Origin of the sequence: Nocardia amikacinitolerans NBRC 108937 (assembly GCF_001612615.1) — a bacterium.
GTDB lineage: Bacteria > Actinomycetota > Actinomycetes > Mycobacteriales > Mycobacteriaceae > Nocardia > Nocardia amikacinitolerans.
Genome location: NZ_BDAU01000031.1, coordinates 105,993 through 131,210, shown reverse-complemented (window position 1 = coordinate 131,210; position 25,218 = coordinate 105,993). Strand labels below are relative to the sequence as shown.

Genomic DNA, 25,218 nt, shown 5'->3' with positions numbered 1-25,218 from the left:
GCGCGGGCTATGGATGGACTGCGTCCAGCAGCGCCAACAAGGCGTACCTTCGCCTGCGCTGCGGCCACGCGCGGCATAGAGCGGACTGTGTTCGGCAGCGCCAATGCGCACCTCCGGGGCCGCGCGCAGAATTTCGGGGAGATGAGGAACGGACGGTGAACAGCGCAATTGACTGAGCAGAGCACGACGGGGCGGGGCTGGATACGGCGGCTGTGGGCCGAGAGCCGGTCGCATCCCGGCACCATCGCGGGCGTCGCGGCGGCGGTGCTGGCGGGTGCGCTGGTGGAGGTGGCCGCGCCGCTGCTGACCAAGCGCGCCGTCGACGCGGCCGGTGTCGGCGACACCGAGGTGATCGGCGTGATCGCCGCGCTGCTCGCCTTGCTCGCCGCCGGGCGGTTCGCCGCCGCGTTCGGCAGGCGGCTGCTCGCGGGCCGTCTCTCGCTCGACGTCCAGCACGGCCTGCGGGTGCGGTTGCTCGGTTCGCTGCAGCGACTGGACGGCGCTGGTCAGGACGCGCTGCGCACCGGTCAGGTGGTCTCCCGCTCGATCACGGACTTGCAGCTGGTGCAGGGTCTGCTGGCGATGGTGCCGCTCTCCGGTATGGCGCTGTTGCAATTCCTGCTCGCGGCCGGGGTGATGCTGTGGCTCTCGCCGCCGCTGGCGGTGGTCGCGCTGCTCGTCGTGCCCGGCATCGCCGCCGTGGTCTATCGAATGCGGCCGCGTCTGTTCGCGGCGACCTGGTCGGCGCAGCAGCGGGCCGCCGATCTGGCCCAGCACGTCGAGGAGACGGTCACCGGGGTGCGGGTGGTCAAGGGCTTCGGGCAGGAGGCCCGGATGGTCGACGTGCTGGAAGGGCACGCCCGCAGGCTCTTCGCCGAACGCATGCGTGCGGCCAGGGTGGACTCCCGCTTCGCGCCGGTGGTCGCGGCGATACCGCAGGCCGGGCTGGTCGGGGTGATCGCGTTCGGCGGCTGGCTGGCGCTGCGTGGCTCCATCGGGCTCGGCACCTTCCTCGCCTTCGCCGCCTACGTGGCGACCATGACATCGGCGACCCGCGCCATGTCGTCGGTGGTCATCCTCGCGCAGCTGACCCGCGCCGCCGCCGAGCGCGTCTTCCAGGTCATCGACTCCGCGCCGGTGATCGCCGATCCGCCGGTGCCCGCCGCGCTGCCGGAAGGCCCGCTCGGTGTCGAGATCGATTCGCTCACTTTCGGTTTCGATCCGGACCTGCCGATCCTGCGCGATCTCGACCTCACCGTGCGCCCCGGCGAGACGGTCGCGATCATCGGACCCGCAGGGTCGGGCAAGACGACGCTCTCGCTGCTGCTGCCGCGCTTCTACGCGCCCGACTCCGGGCGCATCCGGCTCTTCGGCAACGGACCCGACGCCGGGAAACCGGTCGACATCGCCGACGTGGCCGCCGCCGACCTGCGCGCCGCCGTCGGCGTGGTGTTCGACGATCCGTTCCTGTTCTCCGACACCATCGCCGCCAACATCGCCCTCGGCAGCCCGGACGCCACCGACGCGGAGATCAGGCAGGCCGCCAAGCTGGCCGCCGCCGACGACTTCATCGGCGAACTGCCCGATGGATACGACACCGTCGTCGGCGAGCGCGGGCTCACCCTCTCCGGCGGTCAGCGGCAGCGCATCGCGCTGGCCAGGGTGCTGCTGGCCCGTCCGCGCATCCTGGTGCTGGACGACGCCACCTCCGCGGTGGACGCGGTCACCGAGGCCGCCATCTTCGACACCTTGCCCGACCGCGGCGGCCGCACCACGATCATCCTGGCGCACCGCGAGTCGACGCTGGCCCACGCCGACCGGGTCGTCCGACTGCCCGCGCCCGCCCACCGGCCGGTGTCCGCGACGATCGAACCCGAGGAGCCGACGCGAACACCGCGCGCCACCGGCCGGGCGGGCGGCTTCGGCGCGGCGGCCGCGGACCTGGCCGAAACACCCGAGCTGCGCCGGACCATCGAGGAACTTCCGCCCGCCACCGAGGAACCGGGTCTCGACGACCGCGCGCTGCGCGAACCCGACCCCGGCTTCCGGCTGACGCGACTGATGCGCCCGGTGCGGTGGCTGGTGCTGACGGTGGTGAGCCTGCTCGCGCTGGACGCGCTCGTCGGCGTGGCCTTCCCCGCGCTGGTGCGCTATGCCATCGATTCGGGCGTCACCGCCGGACAGTCCGACGCGCTCCTGCGGGCCGCTGCGCTCGGCGTCGCGCTGCTCGCGGCGGGCTTCGCGGTCGGCGCGGCGACCATCGTGCTCACCGCGCGCACCGGCGAACGCGTCCTCTACGGCCTTCGCGTGCGCAGTTACGCGCATCTACAACGGCTCGGCCTTGACTACTACGAGCGGGAACTGTCGGGCCGGATCATGACCAGGATGACCACCGACGTGGACGCGCTGTCGAGCTTCCTGCAGACCGGCGTGGCGACCACCCTCATCGGCGCGCTCACCTTGCTCGGCATCGCGGTCGCGCTGCTGGTCATCGATCTCTCCCTCGCGGTGGTCGCGCTGCTCGCCCTGCCGCCGCTGGTCGTGGCCACGGTGGTCTTCCGGCGCTTCTCCTCGACGGCCTATACGGTCTCGCGGGAACGCGTGTCCACGGTGAACGCCGACTTCCAGGAGAACGTCACGGGCCTGCGCGCGGTGCAGGCCAACCGGCACGAACCCCGCGCGGCGCGGCGGTTCGCCGAATACTCGGAGCGCTACCGCAACTCCAGGATGCGGGCGCAGCGGGCGATCGCGCTGTACTTCGCCTTCGTCATCGCCTGGGCCGACCTTGCGCTGGCCGCGGTGGTTTTCGTCGGCGCGCGGGAGGTCGCCGTCGGCGCGACCAGCGCGGGCACGCTTGTCGCCTTCGTGCTGTATCTCGAGCTGCTGTTCGGTCCGATCATGCAGTTGTCCCAGGTCTTCGACGGCTACCAGCAGGCAAGGGTCGGGCTGCGCCGCATCGGCGAGCTGCTGCGCACGCCGTCCTCGATCGCCGCGGATCCGCCGGACGCCGTGGCGATCCCCGACGGGCTGCGCGGCGAGGTCGCGCTCGATCACGTGCGCTTCCGCTATCCGGGAACCGAGACTCCGGCACTGGACGATGTCGAGCTGCGCATTCCGGCCGGGTCGACGCTGGCGCTGGTCGGGCCGACGGGCGCGGGCAAGTCGACGATCGTCAAGCTGCTCGCCCGGCTCTACGACCTACCGCGCGCACCTCTCGACGCCGACTCGCCCGCCGACGGCGCGGACGCCGAGCCGAGCGACGCCGAGCCGGTCCGCGCGAAGTCCGGCGCGGGCGAGGTCTACACCGGAGCGATCGTCGTCGACGGTGTAGACCTCCGCGATTACCGCCTCGCCGACTACCGTTCCCGGCTCGGCATCGTCCCCCAAGAAGCTCACCTCTTCACCGGCGACGTCGCCAGCAACATTGCATTCGGACAACCATCCGCAACACCGGAACAGATCCGCGACGCGGCGGCAGCGGTCGGTGCGGCCGACATGATCGCCGCGCTACCCCTCGGACTGCGGCAACCGGTCGGCGAACGCGGCCGCGGATTGTCGGCAGGCCAACGTCAGTTGATCGCCCTCGCCCGTGCCGAACTGGTCCGTCCAGACCTGTTGCTGCTTGACGAGGCCACCGCGACGCTCGACCCGGAAACCGAGTCGTCGGTGCTGGTAGCGAGCAGATCGCTGGCCCGTGGCCGCACCACGGTCGTCGTCGCGCACCGGCTCGGCACGGCCGCGCGCGCCGATCGGATCGCGGTCGTCGAGCGGGGACGGATCACGGAATTCGGGACGCACGCCGACCTGGTCGCGGCGGGCGGAACCTATACCCTCCTCTGGGCGGCGGCCCGCGAAACGGGAGGAATATTCTCGGACCCGGACGAGTCTGCACAGAAGAGTTTGGGTCTGTCCGGTGGTGGGTAGCTTCGTCGATTTGCCGCTGGGCATATCCTCGACAGAGGGTCCATCGGCGCGCATCCGCTGATCCCCATGCCGGGCACGTCACAAACGTCGCAGCGCGAAGAACGAAATGAGGCGAACACCTGCTGTGAGCAGCTCAACTTCCCAGTTCGGACAGAACCAGTGGCTAGTCGACGAGATGTATCAGAAGTACAAACAGGATCCATCATCCGTCGATGAGAGTTGGCACGAGTTCCTCGCCGACTACACCCCCGAAGCGAGCGGCGACGCCACCAACTCGCAGCCCACTGCGCCGACTCAGACCCCTGCGCCGACTCAGACCACTGCGCCGACCCAGAACGCCGCGCCGACCCAGAACGCCGCGCCGACCCAGACTGCGCCGACTCGGACCGCCGCGCCGACCAAGAACTCCGCGCCCGCGCCGGCCGCGAAGCCCGCCCCGGCCGCCGCCAAGCCCGCTCCGGCTCCCGCGCCCGCCGCCAAGCCCGCGACCGCGGCGAAGGCCACCGCCGCGCGCGCACCCCAGACCACCCCGGCGCCGACCTCCAACGCCGCGCCGACCTCCGGCGGCCCCAAGCCGACCGAGGCCGCCGACGAGGCGAAGGTGCTACGCGGCGCCGCGGCCGCCGTCGCGAAGAACATGTCCGCGTCGCTGGCCATCCCGACCGCGACCTCGGTCCGCGCTATTCCGGCCAAGCTGATGATCGACAACCGTCTGGTCATCAACAACCACCTCGCCCGCACGCGCGGCGGCAAGATCTCCTTCACCCACCTGCTCGGCTACGCCATCGTGCAGGCGGTGAAGGCGTTCCCGAACATGAACCGGCACTACGCCGAGATCGACGGCAAGCCGAACGCGGTCACCCCCGCGCACACCAACCTCGGCCTAGCCATCGACCTTCCCGGCAAGGACGGCAACCGCTCGCTGGTCGTCGCGGCCATCAAGGGCACCGAGGAGATGACCTTCGGGCAGTTCCACACCGCCTACGAGGACGTCGTCCGACGCGCCCGCGACGGCAAGCTGACCGCCGAGGACTTCTCCGGCGTCACCATCTCGCTGACCAACCCGGGCACCATCGGCACCGTGCACTCGGTGCCCCGACTGATGAACGGTCAGGGCGCGATCATCGGCGCCGGCGCCATGGAGTACCCGGCCGAGTTCCAGGGCATGAGCGACGAGCGCGTCGCCGACCTGGGCGTCGGCAAGCTGATGACGCTGACCTCCACCTACGACCACCGCATCATCCAGGGCGCGGAGTCCGGCGACTTCCTGCGCACCATCCACCAGCTGCTGATCTCCGACGAGTTCTACGACGAGATCTTCCACGGCCTCGGCGTGCCGTACGAGCCGGTGCGCTGGCGCAAGGACGTCAAGGAGCGCGGCGTCGACAAGAGCTCGCGCGTGCTCGAGCTGATCGCCGCCTACCGCAACCGCGGCCACCTGATGGCCGACACCGACCCGCTGCGCCTGATCAAGGACAAGTTCCGCAGCCACCCGGACCTGGACGTCACCCAGCACGGCCTCACCCTGTGGGACCTGGACCGCGAGTTCAACGTCGCGGGCTTCCACGGCCAGGAGCGGATGAAGCTGCGCGACGTGCTCTCGGTGCTGCGCGACGCGTACTGCCGCCACATCGGCGTGGAGTACATGCACATCCTGGAAACCGACCAGTTGCAGTGGATCCAGGAGCGCGTCGAGCAGAAGCACGTCAAGCCGACCGTCGCGCAGCAGAAGTACATCCTGAACCGGCTGAACGCGGCCGAGGCCTTCGAGACCTTCCTGCAGACCAAGTACGTCGGTCAGAAGCGCTTCTCGCTGGAGGGCGCCGAGGCGGTCATCCCGATGATGGACGCGGTCATCGACCAGTGCGCCGAGCACTCGCTCGACGAGGTCGTCATCGGCATGCCGCACCGCGGCCGCCTCAACGTGCTGGCCAACATCGTCGGAAAGCCGTACTCGAAGATCTTCACCGAGTTCGAGGGCAACATGAACCCGGCGGCCACGCACGGCTCCGGCGACGTGAAGTACCACCTCGGTGCGCGCGGCACCTACCTGCAGATGTTCGGCGACAACGAGATCGAGGTCTCGCTGACCGCCAACCCCTCGCACCTGGAGGCGGTCGACCCCGTGCTCGAGGGTCTGGTCCGCGCCAAGCAGGACCTGCTCGACAAGGGCGACGGCCCCGAGGGCTTCTCCGTCATGCCGCTGATGCTGCACGGTGACGCCGCGTTCGCGGGCCAGGGCGTTGTCGCCGAGACGCTGAACCTCTCGGGTCTGCGCGGCTACCGGGTCGGCGGCACCATCCACATCGTGGTGAACAACCAGATCGGCTTCACCACCGCGCCGGAGAACAGCCGCTCCACCGAATACTCCACCGACATCGCCAAGTTCATCGGCGCGCCGATCTTCCACGTGAACGGCGACGACCCGGAGGCCTGCGACTGGGTGGCGCGTCTGGCGGTCGACTTCCGCCAGAAGTTCCGCAAGGACGTGGTCATCGACCTGATCTGCTACCGCCGGCGCGGCCACAACGAGGGCGACGACCCGTCGATGACCCAGCCGTACATGTACGACGTCATCGACACCAAGCGCTCGGTGCGCAAGAGCTACACCGAGAGCCTGATCGGCCGTGGCGACATCTCCATGAAAGAGGCCGAGGACGCGCTACGCGACTACCAGGGCCAACTGGAGCGCGTGTTCAACGAGGTCCGCGAACTGGAGAAGTTCCCGCCGGGTCCGAGCGAGTCGGTCGAGGACGACCAGAAGGTGCCCGCGACCGTGCAGACCGCGGTCGACAAGGCCGTGCTGCAGCGCATCGGCGACGCCTTCCTCAATGTGCCCGACGGCTTCAACGTGCACCCGCGCGTCAAGCCGGTGCTGGAGAAGCGCCGCGAGATGGCCTACGAGGGCAAGGTCGACTGGGCCTTCGCCGAGCTGATGGCCTTCGGCACGCTGATCGACGAGGGCCGCGCGGTGCGCCTGACCGGTCAGGACTCGCGCCGCGGCACCTTCACCCAGCGGCACGCGGTGATCATCGACCGCAAGACCGCCGACGAGTACACCCCGCTGCACAACATCGGCAGCGAGAACCCGGGTTGGTTCGCGGTGCACGACTCGGCGCTGAGCGAATTCGCCGCCGTCGGCTTCGAATACGGCTACTCGCTGGGCAACCCGAACGCGCTGGTGCTCTGGGAGGCGCAGTTCGGTGACTTCGTCAACGGCGCACAGTCCATCATCGACGAGTTCATCTCCTCCGGTGAGGCCAAGTGGGGCCAGCTCTCCGACGTCGTGCTGCTGCTGCCGCACGGCCACGAGGGTCAGGGTCCGGACCACACCTCCGGCCGCATCGAGCGCTTCCTGCAGCTGTGCGCCGAGGGCTCGATGACCGTCGCGGTGCCGTCCACCCCGGCGAACTACTTCCACCTGCTGCGCCGCCACGCGCACGACGGCATCCGTCGTCCGCTGATCGTCTTCACCCCGAAGTCGATGCTGCGCAACAAGGCCGTGGTGTCGGACCTCAAGGACTTCACCGAGTCCAAGTTCCACTCCGTGTTCGACGAGCCCACCTACGAGCAGGGCATCGGCGACCGCGGCAAGGTGAAGCGCGTGCTGATGACCAGCGGCAAGCTCTACTACGAGCTGGTCGCCGAGAAGACCAAGCAGAAGCGCGAGGACATCGCCATCGTGCGGATCGAGCAGCTCTACCCGCTGCCCAAGTTCCGCCTGAACGAAGCCCTCGAGGGGTACCCGAACGCGACCGACATCGCGTGGGTGCAGGAGGAACCGGCCAACCAGGGCGCCTGGCCCTTCTTCGGCCTCAACCTCCCCGAGCTGCTCCCCGAGCGCCTCGGCAAACTCCGCCGCATCTCCCGCCGCGCCATGTCGGCCCCGTCCTCGGGTTCGTCGAAGGTGCACGCCGTCGAGCAGGCGGAGATCGTCGCGGAGGCGTTCGCCCCCACCAGCTAATTTCTAGCTGTCCCGAGCGCCGGGCGCGAAACCACTGGCCCATCAGTCGGTTTCGCCCCGGCGTTCGCCGTTTCCGGGTCCGTAGTTGGTGTGCGTTGGCGGCCCGCGCTGCTGTGTCCCGAGCTGACACGTGCGCTCCCGGCCGACGCGCGGCGGCCGGGCAGAGTTCGGTAGTCGAATGGTGGTCGATGGGTAGGTGACGGTTGCGGCGGTGTGCACCGTCCGCGAGCGGAAACGGGCGTGGCGCGGGTGGATCTACCGGCGGGATGGCGCGGCGGACCATAGGGTGGGGACGTGGCGTGATGGGCGCGTCGCGCGACGGAAGGGATTGGTGGAGCGTGGTTCCCAATGCGGGTGGGGGTTCCCTGACTCTCGTGACGATGGGCGTCGGATGGGATCCGGCGGCCAAACGGCGGTGGCTGCCGGGAAAGGCGGCGGACATCGATCTCAACGCGGCGGCATTGCTGTTCGCGAACGACGCGATCCTCGACGTGGTGTACCACGAGCAGCTGATGTCGCAGGACGGGTCGGTCCGCCACCTCGGCGACAGCACGACCGGCGAGGGCGACGGCGACAACGAACTCATCACGGTCGACCTGACACGCATCACCCCGCAGGTCACCACGGTGATCTTCTTGGTGACCTGCTACACCGGCCAGACCTTCGAGCAGATCGAGAACGCCTTCTGCCGGGTGATCGATGGCATGACCGAGACCGAGATCGCCCGCTACGACCTGAGCAAGATCCACGCGCACACCGGCTTCCTCGCGGGCAAACTCGTTCGCACCCAACAGGGTTGGGAGTTCCGCTCGATCGACGAGGAGATTCAGGCCGAGCATCCGGTCGAGGCGGTGCCGCAACTCGCACCTTTCCTCGTCTGAAGTCGTTGCGAATCCTGGTCACGGGCGCCGGCGGCTATCTCGGCAGCGCGGTCGCAGAGCGCCTCCAGCGCGACGGGCACGAGGTCGTCGGGCTGGTGCGTCGCGAAAGCGACCGCCTCCCAGCCGAACTGCCGCTCCGGTTCGCCGATCTTCGTGCGCCGGAATCGCTTACCGCGGCCGTCCGCGATGTCGACGCCGTCTGCCACCTTGCCGGACTCACCCGCGCCAGGGAATCGGTCGCCGACCCGCTGCCGTACTTCCACGTCAACGTCGGCGGCACCGTGGCGCTGCTCGAGGCGATGGCACGTGCGGGCGTCGAGAACATGGTCTTCGCGTCGACCGTCGCGATCTACGCCACCGACAACCAGCCGATGACCGAGGACCTCCCCGACGCACCGCCCCACCCGTACGCCGCGAGCAAGCAAGCGGCCGAATCCGCCATCGCCGCCCAGGCCGCGACCGGCCGCCTCGCCGCGATCGTCCTGCGCATGTCCAACATCGTCGGCGGCGCCGACACCGACCCCACCCGCCTCCTCCCCCGCCTACGAGCCGTCGCGGCCGGGACCAGCCCCCGCCTCCCGGTCAACGGCGATGGCACCGCGACCCGCGACTACCTCCACATCGAGGACGCCGCCCGCGCGTTCACCGCCGCCCTCACCCACCTCCCCGCCCCTGGCGCCTGCCGCCGCTACAACATCGGCAGCGGAACCGGAACCAGCATCAACGACCTGATCGACCGCACCGCCCACCTCACCGGCCACCCCATCCCGGTCGACCACCACCCCGCCGCCCAGGAACCCCCAACTCTCATCTGCGACAACTCCCGCGCCGCAAGGGAACTCGACTGGCACCCGACCTGGGACATCGAATCGATCCTGCGCGAGGCGCTGACGCAACACAACCCGGCGACCACCTGAGCTCGCTCACTCGAACGGACGCGCCAAAAACGGCCCAGATCGTGATCAGCGCAGCCAGCGGAACCGAGTCCCTCACCCCTGTAGCGCGGCGGCCAGTTCGGGGCTCAACGCCAGGGCCAGGGTGAGGAGGGATTCCACCAGGAGTTCGACGAGTTCCTCGCGGCTGATGGGTTCGGTGCGCAACCAGGTGAGGGTGGTTTCCTCGACGAACGCGATCCATCCGCGCATGCCGAGCATCAGCCGGGGGTGGTCGGCGGGGTCGATGGGGGTCGGGGCCTCGGCGAGGATGATGCCGATGATGGCGTCGCGGGTCTGGTCGACCAGCGGGACCAGGTCGGGGCTGACGCTGGTCGGGCCGCGCAGCAGCGCGAGGTAGGACGTGCGGTTCTCGCTGACGTAGTCGACGTAGCGCTCGATCGAATCGCGCAGCATGTCGAAGATGCTCAGCGACCGGTCCGGCGCCACCCGCTCGAGCAGCTCGGCGTTGGCGTGCCGGACCACCTCGCGCTGGAAATCCTGCTTGGTCGGGAAGTAGTGGAACAGCAGACCCCGCGAGATCCCCGCCTGGGCCGCGATCTCGCTGACCGAGAGTTCCTCGATGGTGCGCTCGCCGAGCATCTTGGCACCCAGCGCGAGCAGCTGCTGACGGCGCTCGTCCGGGCTGAGCCGGGTCCGCTTGCCGTTCTCACCGGTGCTTTTGCTGTTCACGGGACTCATGTTACTGAACGAAACTCAATAGCTGTTGACTCGCGCTCAATAAGCTCGTAGTCTCGCTTACATGAGTCGCAAGGTTACAGACAAAGCTGTCGGCGACCGGCCCGTCCGCCACGTCAAGACGATCGTCATCGGCAGCGGTTTCGCCGGTCTGGGTCTCGCCATTCGGCTGAGCCAGCAGGGCCGCAACGATTACCTGGTCTTGGAGCGCGGCAGCGATGTGGGCGGCACCTGGCGGGACAACACCTACCCCGGCGCCGCGTGCGACGTCCCCTCGCACCTGTACTCGTATTCCTTTGCGCTCAACCCGAATTGGTCGCGCTCGTTCTCCCGGCAGGGCGAGATCCAGTCCTACATCCAGGGCGTCGCGAAGAAGTACAACGTGCTCGACAAGCACATCTTCGACTGCGACGTGACGGGCGCGCGCTGGAACAACGACACCGCGCGGTGGGAAATCACCTCGAGCAAGGGCGATTTCACTGCCGACACCGTCGTCTCCGCGGTCGGCGCGCTCTGCGAGCCGAACCTGCCCGACATCAAGGGCATCAACACCTTCGAGGGCGAGATCTTCCACTCGGCCCGCTGGAACCACGACGCCGACCTGACCGGCAAGCGGGTCGCGATCATCGGCACCGGCGCCTCGGCGATCCAGATCGTGCCCTCGATCGCACCGCAGGTCGCCTCGCTGGACGTCTACCAGCGGACCGCGCCGTGGCTGCTGCCCCGGATGGACCGGCCGTACCTGAAGGCCGAGCGACTGGCGTTCAAGTACGTGCCCGGCGTGCAGCGACTCTCTCGCGCGGCCATCTACGCCGCCCGCGAGACCCAGGTCGTCGGCCTCGCCAAGTTCCCCGCCCTGATGCAGGGCTTCCAGCTGCTCGCCAAGGCCAAGCTGCAGTACGAGGTGCGCGACCCCGAGCTGCGCAAGAAGGTCACGCCGGACTTCCGCATCGGCTGCAAGCGCATGCTCATCTCGAACGAGTACTACCCGGCGCTGAGCCGCGACAACGTGGACGTGGTCACCGACGGCATTCGCGAGATCCGCGCGGGCTCGATCGTCACCAAGGACGGCACCGAGCGCGAGATCGACGCGCTGATCGTGGCGACCGGCTTCCATGTCACCGACTCGCCGACCTACGAGACCATCACCGGCAAGGACGGCCGCACGCTGAGCGAGGTCTTCGACGAGATCGGCCAGCAGGGCTACAAGGGTTCGGCGATCGCCAACTTCCCCAACATGTTCTTCCTGCTCGGCCCGAACGTCGGCCTCGGCCACACGTCGATGGTGTACATGATCGAATCCCAGATCAACTACATCGCCGACGCGCTCGCCACCGTCGACCGCCTTGGTCTGCGCACCGTCGAGGTGCGCCGCGAGGTGCAGGACAGCTACAACAAGGACCTGCAGGCGAAGCTGAGCAAGACGGTGTGGAACACCGGCGGCTGCGCGAGCTGGTACCTGGACAAGCACGGCAACAATACGACGCTGTGGCCCGACTTCACCTTCCAATTCCGTAGGCTGACAAAGAAATTCGATGTCTCCGCCTACGCGACGACAACCGCGCCCGCCCGAACCGAAAGCAGTGTGAACCAGTGAGCAACGACGCTTACTTCCAGAACAAGGTCTGTGTCATCACCGGAGCAGGCTCCGGCATCGGCCGCGCGCTGGCCGAGAACCTGGCCAAGCGCGGCGCCAAGCTCGCGCTCTCCGACATCGACACCGAGGGCCTCGCCGAGACGGTGCGCCGCTGCGAACAGCTCGGCGCGAAGGTCAAGTCCGATCGGCTGAACGTGGCAGAGCGCGAGGCGGTGCTGCTCTACGCCGACGCCGTGAAGGCGCACTTCGGCGTGGTGCACCAGGTCTACAACAACGCGGGCATCGCCTTCCACGGCGAGGTCCTCCGCTCGGAGTTCAAGGACATCGAGCGGATCATGGACGTCGACTTCTGGGGGGTCGTCAACGGCACCAAGGCGTTCCTGCCGATGCTCATCGAGTCCGGCGACGGGCACGTGGTCAACGTGTCCAGCCTGTTCGGCCTGATCGCCGTGCCTGGCCAAAGCGCTTACAACTCGGCCAAATTCGCGGTGCGCGGCTTCACCGAGTCGCTGCGCCAGGAGATGCTGGTCGGCAAGCACCCGGTCAAGGTCACCTGCGTGCACCCGGGCGGCATCAAGACCGCGGTGGCCCGCAACGCCACCTACGCCGAAGGCATCGACGGCAAGTCCGCCGCGTCCATGTTCGACAAGAAGCTGGCCATCCACACCCCCGAGATGGCCGCGCAGACCATCACCGAGGGCGTCCGCAAGGGCCACGGCCGGGTGCTGATCGGCTGGGAGGCCAAGCTGCTCGACATGTTCGTGCGCGTCACGGCCTCGGGCTACCAGCGCATCGCCGCCGCGGTGAACCGGCCCTTCCTGCCCTGACGACCATGCGAGAGTTCGATATTCCGCTGCCCGTCGGCCGCGTGCTGCTGAAGCCGGTGTTCCGGTTGATGCTGAACGCTCGACTGCCGTTCACGGTGCAGCGCAAGCTGATGGATCTCGGTGCGCCGCTGCAATTGATGCCCTCCGGCGTCACGGTGCGCAAGACGCGGCTCGGCGCTCGTCCTGCCGAACTGCACATCGCGGACTCGACCAACCCGACCACCGCCGTGCTCTACCTGCACGGCGGTGGTTACGCGGTCGGCTCGATGGCCACCCATCGCGCACTGGCGGCGCGGCTGGCCCGCGACACCGGCAGCGCGGTGTACGTCCTCGACTACCGGATGGCGCCGGAACACCCGTTCCCGACGGGCCTGGAGGACGCGGTCGCCGCGTTCCTGGAACTGGTGTCGGAGAAGGGTTTTCGCCCCGACCGGATCGCCGTCGCGGGCGATTCGGCGGGCGGCGGCCTGAGCATGGCCACCGCCCAGCGGTTGATCGCCGAGCACGGGATGACACCGGCCGCGCTCGGGCTGATCGCACCGTGGACCGATCCCAACGAGATCCCCGATCGCGACGGCGACACGGTGATCAACAAGGCGTGGTCGCGCGCCTGCGCCGCCGCCTACCTCGGCGACGGCGACGTGAACGATCCCCGCTACGCGCCGCTGCGCGGGGTGCTGCACGGGCTGCCGCCGACCTACGTCCAGGTCGACGTCAGCGAGCTGCTGCACGCGCAGTGCGTCGCGCTGGTCGCGGCGCTGCGCGGCGCCGGCGTGCACGTGCGGTTCACCGAGAGCCGCGGGCTATGGCACGTCGCGCAACTGCAGGCCGGACTGTTCCGTCCCGCCGCCGTCGCGCTGCGCGAACTATCCGATTTCCTGCGCGATGCCGTCCAGCCGGTGTCGGCGAGCGACCTAGGATAAGACGACAAAAAGAGTCCTGGAAGTGTCGACCGATTACCGAGCAGCGAGATTTTCGGTAGTCGATGACACAGCCCGGCACAAGGTGTCGTAGATTACTGGCGAGTAAACCCACGTGGAAGGGCACTGATGCGAGAGTTCGAAGTCCCGGCTTCCTACACCATTCCGGATGACGCGAACAATTCCGACAACGTCTTCCGCCACGCCGAGCAGACGCCGAACGCGGTGCTGTTCAATGTGCCGAACGGCAGCGGCGGGTGGCGCGACGTCACGGCGGCGGAGTTCGCCACAACCGTCACCGGCGTGGCCAAGGGCATCATCGCCTCCGGCATCGAACTCGGCGACCGGGTCGCCATCATGGCCCCCACGCGGTACGAGTGGGCCGTGCTCGACTTCGCCATCTGGGCGGCGGGTGGCTGCACCGTCGCCATCTACGACAGCTCGGCCGCCGAGCAGGCCAAGTGGATCCTGCAGGACTCGGCGACCAAGCTGCTCGTCGTCGACAACGACAAGCACCGCGCCACCATCGACGAGATCGAGGCGGGCTCGCTGCCCGAGCTGCGGGAAACCCTGCAGATCGACAAGGGCGCCGTCGACGAGCTGATCGCCCGCGGCGCCGGGCTGGACGACCAGGCCGTGCACGACCGCCGCGCGCAGGTCGGCGCCGCCTCGCCCGCCACCCTGATCTACACCTCGGGCACCACGGGCCGCCCCAAGGGCGTCATGCTCACCCACGCGAACCTCTACGCGGAATCCAAGTCCGACCGGATCGCGCTGAAGAAGTACATCACCGAGGGCAAGAAGACCCTGATGTTCCTGCCGCTCGCGCACGTGTTCGCGCGCGCGGTGGCGCTGACGGCGTTCGACGCCAAGGTGATCGTCGCGCACACCTCCGACTGGTCCACCCTTGTCGACCAGTTCGGCAGCTACCGGCCGCACTTCATCCTCTCGGTGCCGCGCGTCTTCGAGAAGGTGTTCAACGCCTCCAAGCAGAAGGCGCACGACGGCGGCAAGGGCAAGATCTTCGACGCCGCCGCCGACACCGCCATCGCCTACAGCGAGGCGCTCGACAACGGCGGGCCTGGCCTGGTGCTCAAGCTCAAGCACACCGTCTTCGACAAGCTGGTCTACAGCAAGCTGCGGGCGGCGCTCGGCGGTCGGTGCGAGGCGGCCGTCTCCGGCGGCGGCCCGCTCGGCGCGCGCCTCGGCCACTTCTTCCGCGGCGTCGGCGTGACCATCTACGAGGGCTACGGCCTCACCGAGACCACGGCCGCCATCACCGTGAACACCCCCGAGCAGATCCGGGTCGGCTCCGTCGGCCGTCCGATCGAGGGCCACGCCGCCAAGATCGCCGAGGACGGCGAGCTGCTGCTGCGCGGCTCGGTGGTGTTCGGCGGCTACTGGGGCAACGCCGAGGCCACCGAGGACGCCTTCGAGGACGGCTGGTTCAAGACCGGCGACCTCGGCGCCATCGACGCCGACGGCTTCGTCACCATCACCGGCCGTAAGAAGGAAATCATCGTCACCGCGGGCGGCAAGAACGTCTCCCCCGCGCTGCTCGAGGACTCGCTGCGGGCGCACCCGCTGATCAGCCAGGTGATGGTGGTCGGCGACGGTCAGCCGTTCATCGGCGCGCTGATCACCCTCGACCCGGAGGCGCTGCCCGGCTGGAAGGAACGGCACGGCCTGCCCGCCGACACCCCGATCGAGAAGCTGATCGAGAACGCCGAGCTGGTCGCCGAGATCGACGCCGCGATCGCCGAGACCAACAAGAAGGTCTCGCACGCCGAGCAGATCAAGAAGACCCGCATCCTCGCGGTCGACTGGACCCAGGAGGGCGGCGAGCTCACCCCGAAGATGTCGCTCAAGCGCGCCGTCGTGATGAAGCAGTACGCCACCGAGGTGGAGAAGATCTACAGCTGATCGGCTGATCGCCGAAGGGCGCTGTTCGCGAGTTCGGCTCGCGGGCAGCGCCTTTCGCGTTGCGTGGGGGCCGGCTCGGCTCCCGCCCACCCCAAACGCCGCTGGTGCTCCCCCGACCGCTGCGGAAACCGCGTCCGCGTGGCGCGCTACTACCGCAAGCACAAGGAATAGACGGCCGAGCGCGGGCGGGGTGGGCGCAGTAGGCTCGCGGCATGGCCGTACTGCGGTGGCGGGTGGCTGCCGGGATACTGTCCGCCGGGCTGGCAATGGGTGTGGCGGAGCTGTTCGCGGCGTTCATTCGGTCCGAGAGCGCGCCGATGTATGTGCTCGGCTCGACCGTTGTCGACCGGACTCCCGATGGCCTGCGCGAATGGGCGATCAGCACGTTCGGCACCGCGGACAAGACGGTGCTGTTCGTTTGCATGGGGATTGTCGCGGTTCTCGTCGCGGGGCTCGCCGGCGCACTCGAACGCGTCGACCGGGCGACCGGCTCCACGCTGCTCGTCTTCTTCGGCTTGATCGCCGCCTTCCTCGCCGCCGAGCGGTACGGTTTTCTCGCCGCGCTACCGACCGTAATCGGCGTTGCCGCAGGCATTTACGCGCTCCGCGTGCTGACCGAGCAGATCGCGGATGCGTTCCAGGGCGCGACAACCGCACCATCTGCGCCGGACAAGGCACAATCCGGCCGCACCCCCGCTCCACCGCCGTCCCCGCAGGTTCACCAAGGCCCCGCCGAGTCCCTGGCCGCTCCGCCGGAAACCATTGGCGCGCAGCCACACTCGGACGGTGCTGCCATCGGTGGGACCGCAGGACCTGCTGCGCCCGCCGCCCACGCCGAGGCCATATCCCCTTCGGCGGATTCGCAGGCCGACGCGGATGCTGGAACCGGTCCTGCTGCGGCCGCGCGGACCGCGGTGGAACCGCAGCGGCGGGATCTGTTGCGGGGCCTGGCGATTACCGGGGGTCTGGCGGTGGCGGCCGGGGTGGGTGGCCGGTTGTTCGGAGTGCGGCGCGGAGACGTTTCCGGGGAGCGGGCGGCGGTGGTCTTGCCGCGGCCGACCGAGCCGGGGATCTCGTTGCTGCCCGACGCCGATCTGCGGGTGCCGGGGCTGACGCCCTACATCACCGCCAACGACGACTTCTATCGGATCGACACCGCGCTGTTCCTGCCGCAGGTGTCGATCGAGGACTGGTCGCTGCGCATCCACGGCATGGTGGACCGCGAAATCAGTATCGGCTGGGCGGATCTCGCAGAGCGGCCGGTCGTGGAGCGGCTGATCACGCTGGCCTGCGTGTCGAATCCGGTGAACGGCGACCTGATCGGCAACGCCCTGTGGCGCGGCTACCGCCTCGACGAATTGCTCGCCGAGGCCGGTCCGCATCCCGACGCCGACATGGTGCTCTCCCGCAGCAAGGACGGCTGGACGGCGGGCAGCCCGTTGGCCGTGCTCACCGACGGCCGCGACGCCCTGCTCGCGGTCGGCATGAACGGCGAACCGCTGCCGGTCTCGCACGGCTACCCGGCCCGGCTGGTGGTGCCCGGCCTCTACGGCTACGTCTCGGCCACCAAATGGGTGACCGAACTCGAGGTCACCCGATTCGACCGCGCCACCGCCTACTGGACCCGCCGCGGCTGGTCGGCCCACGGCCCGATCAAGACCGGCACCCGCATCGACACGCCGCGCGGGCGCGTCCGCAGACCACCAGGCCGCATCCCCGTCGCCGGCGTGGCCTGGGCCCAGCACCGCGGCATCACCGCCGTCGAGGTGCAGATCGACAACGGCGACTGGCGCCCCGCCCGCCTGTCCACCGAACAGTCCATCGACACCTGGCGCCAATGGGTCTACGACTGGGACGCCACTCCCGGCACCCACACCCTCCGCGCCCGCGCCACCGACGGCACCGGCGAAACTCAAACCGCCGACCGCCGCGACGTCATCCCCGACGGCGCCACCGGCCACCCCACCCTCACCCTCACCATCGGCTGACCCGAACCGGCGCCCCCATCCCGCATCGGACGCAATATTCTTCACTGAAATCAATTGTGTTCACTGAAAGCAATAGAGTTCGCAGGAGACCTGCGGATAGGGTCTGTCCAGGTAGTTGGCCTATCCCAAGGGGCGCACATGTCCGCGACGTCTGGATCGCGGACAACCGGGTCGACTCGATCGAGGTCTTCGTACTGGGCCATGCGCTGACGCAGTACCGGCCGCACCTCGTGCTGGAGCCGGGCGGGGCCGAGGTCATCGATATGCCGGTGCGTTTGAAGGTGGATTGGGAACGTCTTTCCGGGCTCGTCCGGTGACCGTCGCATCCCCACGCGGCGCGGCGATGCGACGGCCGGGCACAGGGTCAGGCCTTGACGGTGTCGACCTTGGCGGGTTCGTCGGTGGGGGTTGCGGCGCCGTGGCGGATGAAGAGGGCCGAGGCCAGGACGCCGATCAGCAGGATGGCGGCGGGGAGGAGGATGGATTCGCTTAGGGCGGAGCTGAATTCGCCGACGATCTGCGGGGGGATGGGGCCGTGGCCGACGCCTTCCGCGGTCGGCGCGCCGCCGGAGAGTCCGTTGGCGGACATGCGGGCCGCGATCAGGGCGCCGATGGCGGCGCTGCCGAGGACCGAACCGACCTGGCGGGTGGTGTTGTAGATGCCCGCACCCGCGCCGGCCTGCTGAACGGGCAGGTTGTGGGTGGCGGTGGCGGCCAGCGGCGCCCAGATGCAGGCGTTGGCGAAACCGGCCAGCGCCGACGCCACCAGGAACCACGCGAGGTTCGAGTCCGGCGTCATGATCACCGACCACCAGAAGATCGACACCGCGAACAGCGCGAAGCCGAGGGTCGGCACGATCCGCGGGTGCAGCCGGTCGGCGAACTTGCCGACGAACGGCGCGAAGACGCCGGTCACGATGGCCATGGGCGCGAAGACCAGCGCCGACCTGGTCGGCGACAACTCCCGCACCGCTTGCAGATAGAAGTAGGCGGGCACCATCACCGAGACCACCGTCGCGCCCATCGCGGCGATGGCCACGTTCGACAGCGCGAAGTTGCGGTCACGGAACAGGGCGAGCGGCACCAGCGGCTCGCCGGTGTTGCGCGCCTGGTTCACCACGAAGATCCCGAGCACCACCAGACCCGCGCCGATCGTCAGCCAGATGCGCGGCGACCAGTCGTAACTGTTGCCCTCCTGGATGCCGAACACCAGCAGGAACATGCCGACGCCGCTGAGCAACACGCCGGGAATATCGAACTTGTGCCGGCTCGTCGGCAGCGCGGGCACCAGCCACACCGCCAGCACGAAGGCCACGATGCCCACCGGCACGTTGACGATGAAGATCCACTCCCAGCTCAACCCGTCGACCAGCACCCCGCCCAGAATCGGGCCGACCAGGGTGGCCAGGCCGGCCACGCCGCCCCACAGACCCATGGCCGCGCCGCGCTTGTCCGGCGCGAAGGTGCGGGTGATCACCGCCATGGTCTGCGGCGTCATGAGCGCGGCGCCGAGACCCTGCGCGGCGCGCGCGGCGATCAGCATGCCGACCGTCTGCGACAGCCCGCACCACAGCGACGCGGCGGTGAACACCGCGAGCCCGATCAGGTAGATGTTCTTGGGACCGTAGCGATCACCGAGCCTGCCGGTCACCAGCAGCGGCACCGCGTAGGTCAGCAGGTAGGCGCTGGTCACCCAGATGACCTGGGAGATGTCGGCTTGCAGATCCCGCATGATCGCCGGATTGGCGACCGCGACGATGGTCATGTCCAGCAGGATCATGAAGAAGCCGACGACGAGCGCCAGCAGCGCGGGCCACGGGTTGCGTTCTGTGGACACGGTTTTCGTTCCTCTCCAGGAGGGTCGACGAGTCTGATCGTTCGGCGCCGTCACGACGTGGCCCCCGCCGAGCGCCGCGGCACGGGCGGTCGCTCCGGGGGATTGTCGGCCCAGGGGTGTTCGGATCCGGCCAGCCGCGCACCGGTGCGCGCGTCGAACTTCTCCCACTCCAGTGCGCCGCAAGCCAATTCGTCGAGGAAACCGGTCAGCCACGTGAGCTCCGCGGAGAGCGTGGCGCGCAGGTAGGGCAGCACGATCCAGTAGCGCCGCTCCACCTCGTGGGTGCGGGCCCAGTCGGCCATGGTGTCGAGATCGGCGAGATCGTTCCGCAGGTGCGCGACGCGTTCCCGTACCAGCGTGAGCACGTCGTCCTTGGGGAGGTTGTGCGCTTCGGCCAGCGCCACCGGGAACAGCGGATACTCCGGCGCGGGATACCGCAGGATCTCGGTGAGCCTGGCGCGCAACGCTTCCCGGCCCGACGTGGTGATCCGATAGGTGGTGCGCTCGGGCCGGTTGCCCGCCCGGTCGACGCACTCGGCGCGCACCAGTTCCTGATCGGCCAGCCGGGCGACGGTGTGATAGAGCGAGCCGGGCCGCAGCTTGACCAGCAGGTCCTCGCCCCGCCGGAGCAGCAGCTGATACATCTCGTACGGATGCATGGGCCGCTCCTCGAGCAGCGCGAGCACGGCGACCGCCAATGCGGTCAATGCCGGACGCACCTGGCCCATGTGATCACCTCCCGCTGGAATCCATCCCGCCGCGCCGCGGGAGACGAGCCGCCGAGCTGAACGCGAACGATAGTCGCGGGCTCCGACATACTCCACACCAAATACTCCACGTGGAATATACGGCCCGGAGCATTGGTGCGACAAGGGTGTGAACACCGGCGCACCTGTGATCGGCGACACCCGGCTTGCCGCGACTACCTACCCCTAACCCGTGATTCGGGGCAACGAGAAGCACACGGCAACCCGCGGCGAACCCCCGATCCCAGCCATGACCGGGGCGCGCCGAAACCACAAACAAGCGCCGGACAGCGGGTGGCACCACACTGACGCCCGACCACAGCGCGACGGGATCTACAAACCGTGCTGGTCCAACCAGGCCCGCGCGACCTCCCCCGCCGCGGCCCCGTCCCGCACGCGTCGAATCATCTCGACCAGCTCGTCCGTCGTGAGCTCCCCCGCCACATAGTTCAACTTCCGAACGCGCTGATCATCGAGCAGACCTTTGCGGAACACCGGCACCACGTTCTCGGCGCGCAGCGCGTAGTCGGCATCGGTCAACACCGTCAGCCCCTCGGTGACCGAAGCCGTCAGCGCGGACGGTCCGCCGACCACACCGGCTTGAACAGAACTGTCCAGCAACGCGTTTCGCAGATCCATCGCATCGTCGAACGGCGTCGCGCCCGCGAAGTCGCACCCCGCGACCTGCGGCACAGCGGGAACGCGCAACACATCCGGCGCGGGAGCCAGCCCGGCCCGCAGCTCCGCGCACCGCGGCGCGAGCTCGGCGACCGAATCCACGTCGTCGCGACGCGCGGCCTCCGCCGTGACGAGGACGCGCGGTCGCAGATCGGTCCCGTCGGCCGGATCCGAGACGACCAATCCCTCCGGCAGCGAACGATTCAGATCCTTGACCACATCGGACGGTGTGCGCGCCGCGGACCCGCTGTCGTAGTGGGCCAGCAGTTCGCCGGTGTGCTCGCCGACCAACGCGACCCGGCCCGCGTCCAGGGCGGCCAGATAGTCGGCCCGCTCACCGAGCTCCGGCAGCACGGCGACCGGCAGCCCGGTCCTGGCCAGCGCACCCGCGTAGATCTCCGCGAGCACCCGCGATTCCACCGCGTCTCCAGCACCCACGATGAAGGGCGGACCGGCTTCGTCGTTTCCGCAGGAAACGACCGCCGCCGCGGCCGCGACGACCAGCACCCGGGCAAGCATCCGCCTCGACGCGGCCAGAACCACCGGCGACACCAACTCTCCGAAGACGACTACAGCCGACAGAAACACCCAGTTGCGGGCAGTATGGACAACCAGAATGTACCGGTGCCCGTCCGGCCTCGGCCGCACGCACCGTCCGCATCTGCCGGAAGGACTCCCGTGAAGACCACGATCACCCCCCTTGCCGGGCGATCGGCGCTGCGGCTCGCGCTGCGCGCCTCCCAGCTTTTCGCCGCCGCCACGCTCCTCGCCGTCGGCATGATCCTGTCGGCATGCGGCGAGTCCGATCCGCTCGCCGCCGACGGCGACTGTGCGGGCGAGGGCCTGATCGTCGGCTCGGCGAACTTCCCGGAGTCCGAGACCGTCGCCCACGTGTACGCGGAGGTGCTGCGGGTCAACGGCTTCCAGGTGGACACTCGGCTCAATATCGGCAGCCGCGAGGCCTATATCCCGGCGCTGCGCCAGTGCGCGATCTCGGTGATCCCCGAGTACACCGGCAACCTGTTGCAGTACTTGGACAAGGACGCGACCGCGACCAGCGCCGCCGACGTCGAGGCCGCGCTGGCCGGCGCGCTCGGTGACCAGCTGGCCACCTCCGCACCGGCACCCGGCGAGGACTCCGACGCGGTGGTCGTCACCAAGGCCACCGCCGAACGCTGGAATCTGCGCACCATCGCCGATCTCGCGGCGCATTCGGCCGAGGTGAAGTTCGGCGCGCCCGCGGAATTCCAGGAACGGAAGGGCGGTCTGCCCGGCTTGAAGGAAAACTACGGACTCGACATCGCCGCGAACAATTTCGTCCCGATCGCCGACGGCGGCGGTCCGGCCACCGTGCGCGCGCTGCTGGAGGGTCAGGTCACCGCGGCCAATATCTTCACCACCTCCCCCGCGATCGCCGAGAACGATCTCGTGGTGCTCGAGGACCCGAAGCACAACTTCCCGGCGCAGAACGTGATTCCGCTGTTCAACTCCGCCAAGAAGTCCGACAAGGCGGTCGCCGCGCTCAACGCGGTCTCGGCCAAGCTCACCACCGAGGAGCTGATCGAACTGAACGAGGCCGTGTCGGGCAGCAGCAAGACCGAACCGGCGGCGGCCGCCAAGGCGTGGGTAGCGGCGCAGGGGTTGAACACACCGGTCGGGTGAGTACCGCGGGGGAAGGGAAGACAGCAGTGTCGGAAATCGTATTCCGCGGCGTCGGCAAGACCTATCCGGACGGCACGCACGCCGTCACCGACCTCGATCTGCACATCGAATCGGGCTCGTTCACCGTGTTCGTCGGACCGTCCGGCTGCGGGAAGACCACCTCGATGCGGATGATCAACCGGATGATCCAGCCCACCACGGGCACCATCACCGTTGGCGGACAAGATATCTCGGCATTGGATCCGGTTCGGCTCCGCCTCGGCATCGGCTATGTGATCCAGAGCGGCGGCCTGCTGCCGCACCGCACGGTGCTCGACAATGTCGCGACAGTGCCGGTGCTGCGCGGCGATTCGCGACGGGCGGCGCGCAAGGCCGCGCTCGAGGTCCTGGACCGGGTGGGCTTGGACCGCGGGCTCGCCCAGCGCTACCCCGCGCAGCTCTCCGGCGGTCAGCAGCAGCGGGTCGGGGTGGCGCGGGCGCTGGCCGCCGACCCGCCGATCCTGCTGATGGACGAGCCGTTCAGCGCCGTCGACCCGGTGGTGCGCGCCGAGTTGCAGAGCGAAATGCGGCGGCTGCAAGCGGAATTGCACAAGACCATCGTGTTCGTCACCCACGACATCGATGAGGCCATCACCCTCGGCGATCGGCTCGCGGTCTTCGGCCGCTCCGGCGTGCTCCAGCAGTACGATCCACCGCAGCGCGTACTCGCCGCGCCCGCAACGGATTTCGTCGCCGAGTTCGTCGGTCGCGATCGCGGCTATCGTGGTCTCTCCTTCCGCTCGGCCGATGACGTTCCGCTGCACGACATTCCGACCGCGACAGCGGGCGCGGTCGGCGCGCTGCGTCTGGAACGGGGCGACTGGGTGCTCGTGGTGGACGAGGCGGTCAAGCCGCTCGGCTGGGTCGACGCGGCCGCCGTCGAAGCACGGCGCGCTGGCACGCCGCTCGCGGAATGCATGTCGGCGGGCGGTTCGCTGTTCACCCCCACCGGCGACCTGCGACAGGCGCTGGACGCCGCGATCTCGTCGCCGTCCGGAATCGGTGTGGCCGTGGACGAATCGGGTCTCGTTCGTGGCGGCGTGCTGGCCGCCGACGTGATCGCCCAGCTCGCCGCCCAGCGCGAGGCGGAGGATCTCGAACGCGATCGGCTAGCCCGCGAACAGGGGCTCTCCGGCAACGACGGGACCGATTCGTGAGCCGCGCGGACCGCGTCACCGGTCGGGTCGACGGGCGGGAGACCGCGTGCGATATCTGATCGACAACTTCTCCGAGATTCTCGAGATCACCAAGACGCACCTGTATCTCGCCTTGCTGCCCTTGCTGTTCGGCCTGGTGATCGCCATCCCCGCGGGCGCGATGATCCGGCGGATCCCGTGGCTGCGGCGGATCACCGTGACGGCGGCGAGCCTGGCCTACACCGTGCCCTCGCTCGCGCTGTTCGTGATAATCCCTCCGCTGGTGGGCCTTTCGGCGATCGACCCGTGGAACGTCGTCATCGCCCTGACCATCTACTCGACCGCGCTCCTGATCATCGCGGTGCCGGTGGCGCTGGACTCGGTGCCCGCTGCCGTTGTCGACGCCGCCGACGCCGTCGGATTCGGACCCCTTCGGCGGACACTCACCGTCGACATGCCGTTGGCCATCCCGGTTTTCGTGTCGAACCTGCGCGTGGTGGTGGTCACCAATATCGCGATGGTCTCGGTCGGCGCGCTGATCGGCGTCGGCGGCCTCGGCAAACTGTTCACCCAGGGCTATCAACGCGACTACCCGGACGAGATCGTGGCGGGCATCATCGTGACGCTGGCGCTCGCGCTCGTCTTCGACCGGCTCGTCTACCTGCTCGGGCGCTGGGCGACGCCGTGGACCAGGGCCGACGGGCGAACGAGGCGAGGGGCGAGCGCGTGAACCTGTTCGTCGACGCCTGGCACTACTTCACCGACGGCGCCAACTGGGGCGGACCCACCGGCATCGAATTCCGCCTGGCGCAACATCTTTGGTACACGCTGCTGGCGGTCGCCGGATCCGCGCTGATCGCGGTGCCGCTCGGACTCGTCATCGGCCATCGGCGGCGCGGCGCCGCGGTGCTCGTCGGCTTCGCCAACGCGATGCGCGCGCTGCCGACCCTCGGTCTGCTCACCTTCTTGGTGCTGCTGCTCGGCCTCGGCCTGATTCCGCCGCTGCTCGCGCTGCTCACCGTCGGCATCCCGCCGCTGCTCGCCGGTGCGTACGCGGGCGTGGCCAATGTGCCCGCCGACGTGGTCGACGCGTCAAGGGCGATGGGTATGACCGAGCGGCAGATCCTGTTCCGGGTGGAAGTTCCCAACGCCATGCCGATCCTGGTGAACGGCCTGCGCGGCGCCACCTTGCAGGTGGTGGCCACCGCGACGATCGCGGCGTACGTGAACCTCGGCGGGCTCGGCCGCTACATCTTCGACGGGCTCGGCCTGCACCGCTACGACCGGGTGCTGGTTGGCGCGTTGCTGGTGGCCGCGCTGGCGATGCTGCTGGACGGACTGCTCGCACTCGTCGTCTGGGCGACGACCCCGGGAACCGGGCGCCTGCGCAGGACGCCGACTCCGGTCGAGGTGCGGCAAGTCGCGCGGTAACCACCGATCCGCCGTGTTCCTCGCGACCGGACGC

At 69.0% G+C, this 25,218-nt stretch carries 18 protein-coding genes; 14 read left to right on the top strand and 4 right to left on the bottom strand.

What is annotated here, in order from left to right; all coding sequences use genetic code 11:
- Positions 1–168: 168 nt before the first annotated feature.
- The 4 genes from NAM01S_RS23140 to NAM01S_RS23125 all read left to right on the top strand — a co-directional run bounded on the left by NAM01S_RS23140 (position 169) and on the right by NAM01S_RS23125 (position 9,686).
- Positions 169–3,924 carry an ABC transporter ATP-binding protein gene (locus NAM01S_RS23140; protein WP_067788534.1) on the top strand — a complete coding sequence of 1,252 codons (3,756 nt, stop codon included), beginning with the start codon at positions 169–171 and terminating at the stop codon, positions 3,922–3,924.
- A 106-nt stretch (positions 3,925–4,030) separates the two neighbouring features.
- A complete protein-coding gene (locus tag NAM01S_RS23135; protein WP_174554850.1) occupies positions 4,031–7,888 on the top strand; it encodes a multifunctional oxoglutarate decarboxylase/oxoglutarate dehydrogenase thiamine pyrophosphate-binding subunit/dihydrolipoyllysine-residue succinyltransferase subunit in 3,858 nt (1,285 codons plus the stop codon).
- Between the two features lie 266 nt (positions 7,889–8,154).
- The gene (locus NAM01S_RS23130) at positions 8,155–8,769 is read left to right on the top strand and encodes a TerD family protein (protein WP_084483202.1); all 615 of its coding nucleotides are present in this window, start codon (positions 8,155–8,157) and stop codon (positions 8,767–8,769) included.
- A gap of 5 nt (positions 8,770–8,774) precedes the next feature.
- Positions 8,775–9,686: an NAD-dependent epimerase/dehydratase family protein gene (locus NAM01S_RS23125; RefSeq protein ID WP_067788528.1), complete on the top strand. Its 912-nt coding sequence runs from the start codon at positions 8,775–8,777 to the stop codon at positions 9,684–9,686.
- 72 nt (positions 9,687–9,758) lie between these two features.
- Here the strand turns inward: NAM01S_RS23125 and NAM01S_RS23120 are convergent, their stop codons facing one another.
- On the bottom strand, positions 9,759–10,403 hold the full coding sequence (locus tag NAM01S_RS23120) for a TetR/AcrR family transcriptional regulator (protein WP_067788526.1): 645 nt from the start codon (positions 10,401–10,403) through the stop codon (positions 9,759–9,761).
- 61 nt (positions 10,404–10,464) lie between these two features.
- Between NAM01S_RS23120 and NAM01S_RS23115 the strand changes: the two genes are divergently transcribed.
- The 6 genes from NAM01S_RS23115 (at position 10,465) to NAM01S_RS23095 (ending at position 17,655) form a co-directional block, all read left to right on the top strand.
- Positions 10,465–11,997, top strand: coding sequence for a flavin-containing monooxygenase (locus NAM01S_RS23115; RefSeq protein WP_067788524.1), 1,533 nt, complete (start codon positions 10,465–10,467; stop codon positions 11,995–11,997).
- Entirely contained in the window at positions 11,994–12,824 is an 831-nt protein-coding gene (locus tag NAM01S_RS23110) for an SDR family NAD(P)-dependent oxidoreductase (RefSeq protein WP_067788522.1), read from the top strand. The genes NAM01S_RS23115 and NAM01S_RS23110 overlap by 4 nt, the downstream gene beginning before the upstream one ends.
- Positions 12,825–12,829: 5 nt before the next feature.
- Positions 12,830–13,747 (top strand): alpha/beta hydrolase, encoded by a 918-nt coding sequence (locus NAM01S_RS23105; RefSeq protein WP_067788520.1) that lies wholly within the window; start codon positions 12,830–12,832, stop codon positions 13,745–13,747.
- Positions 13,748–13,873: 126 nt separating this feature from the next.
- On the top strand, positions 13,874–15,667 hold the full coding sequence (locus NAM01S_RS23100; protein ID WP_067788518.1) for an AMP-dependent synthetase/ligase: 1,794 nt from the start codon (positions 13,874–13,876) through the stop codon (positions 15,665–15,667).
- A gap of 63 nt (positions 15,668–15,730) precedes the next feature.
- A complete protein-coding gene (locus NAM01S_RS36200; RefSeq protein WP_253798373.1) occupies positions 15,731–15,838 on the top strand; it encodes a CGNR zinc finger domain-containing protein in 108 nt (35 codons plus the stop codon).
- Positions 15,839–15,879: 41 nt separating this feature from the next.
- Positions 15,880–17,655, top strand: a complete 1,776-nt coding sequence (locus NAM01S_RS23095; protein WP_067788516.1) for a molybdopterin-dependent oxidoreductase — start codon at positions 15,880–15,882, stop codon at positions 17,653–17,655.
- 364 nt (positions 17,656–18,019) lie between these two features.
- On the opposite strand, the gene NAM01S_RS23085 is transcribed toward NAM01S_RS23095, so the two are convergent.
- From NAM01S_RS23085 to NAM01S_RS23075, 3 genes are all read right to left on the bottom strand, one after another.
- Positions 18,020–19,492: an MFS transporter gene (locus tag NAM01S_RS23085; RefSeq protein ID WP_067788511.1), complete on the bottom strand. Its 1,473-nt coding sequence runs from the start codon at positions 19,490–19,492 to the stop codon at positions 18,020–18,022.
- Positions 19,493–19,542: 50 nt separating this feature from the next.
- The gene (locus NAM01S_RS23080) at positions 19,543–20,220 is read right to left on the bottom strand and encodes a PadR family transcriptional regulator (protein WP_067788509.1); all 678 of its coding nucleotides are present in this window, start codon (positions 20,218–20,220) and stop codon (positions 19,543–19,545) included.
- 351 nt (positions 20,221–20,571) lie between these two features.
- A complete protein-coding gene (locus NAM01S_RS23075; protein ID WP_253798375.1) occupies positions 20,572–21,468 on the bottom strand; it encodes a glycine betaine ABC transporter substrate-binding protein in 897 nt (298 codons plus the stop codon).
- Between the two features lie 225 nt (positions 21,469–21,693).
- Here NAM01S_RS23075 and NAM01S_RS23070 point away from each other — a divergent pair, with 225 nt between their 5' ends.
- From NAM01S_RS23070 to NAM01S_RS23055, 4 genes are read left to right on the top strand one after another with little or no spacing between them, the layout of a single operon-like run.
- Complete coding sequence (locus NAM01S_RS23070) at positions 21,694–22,578, top strand: ABC transporter substrate-binding protein (RefSeq protein ID WP_253798468.1); 885 nt, start codon at positions 21,694–21,696, stop codon at positions 22,576–22,578.
- Positions 22,579–22,604: 26 nt separating this feature from the next.
- Positions 22,605–23,774, top strand: coding sequence for an ABC transporter ATP-binding protein (locus NAM01S_RS23065; RefSeq protein WP_067788507.1), 1,170 nt, complete (start codon positions 22,605–22,607; stop codon positions 23,772–23,774).
- Positions 23,775–23,820: 46 nt separating this feature from the next.
- Positions 23,821–24,483, top strand: coding sequence for an ABC transporter permease (locus tag NAM01S_RS23060; protein WP_067788506.1), 663 nt, complete (start codon positions 23,821–23,823; stop codon positions 24,481–24,483).
- Positions 24,480–25,184: an ABC transporter permease gene (locus NAM01S_RS23055; RefSeq protein WP_174554849.1), complete on the top strand. Its 705-nt coding sequence runs from the start codon at positions 24,480–24,482 to the stop codon at positions 25,182–25,184. The genes NAM01S_RS23060 and NAM01S_RS23055 overlap by 4 nt, the downstream gene beginning before the upstream one ends.
- The last annotated feature ends 34 nt before the right edge of the window (positions 25,185–25,218 follow it).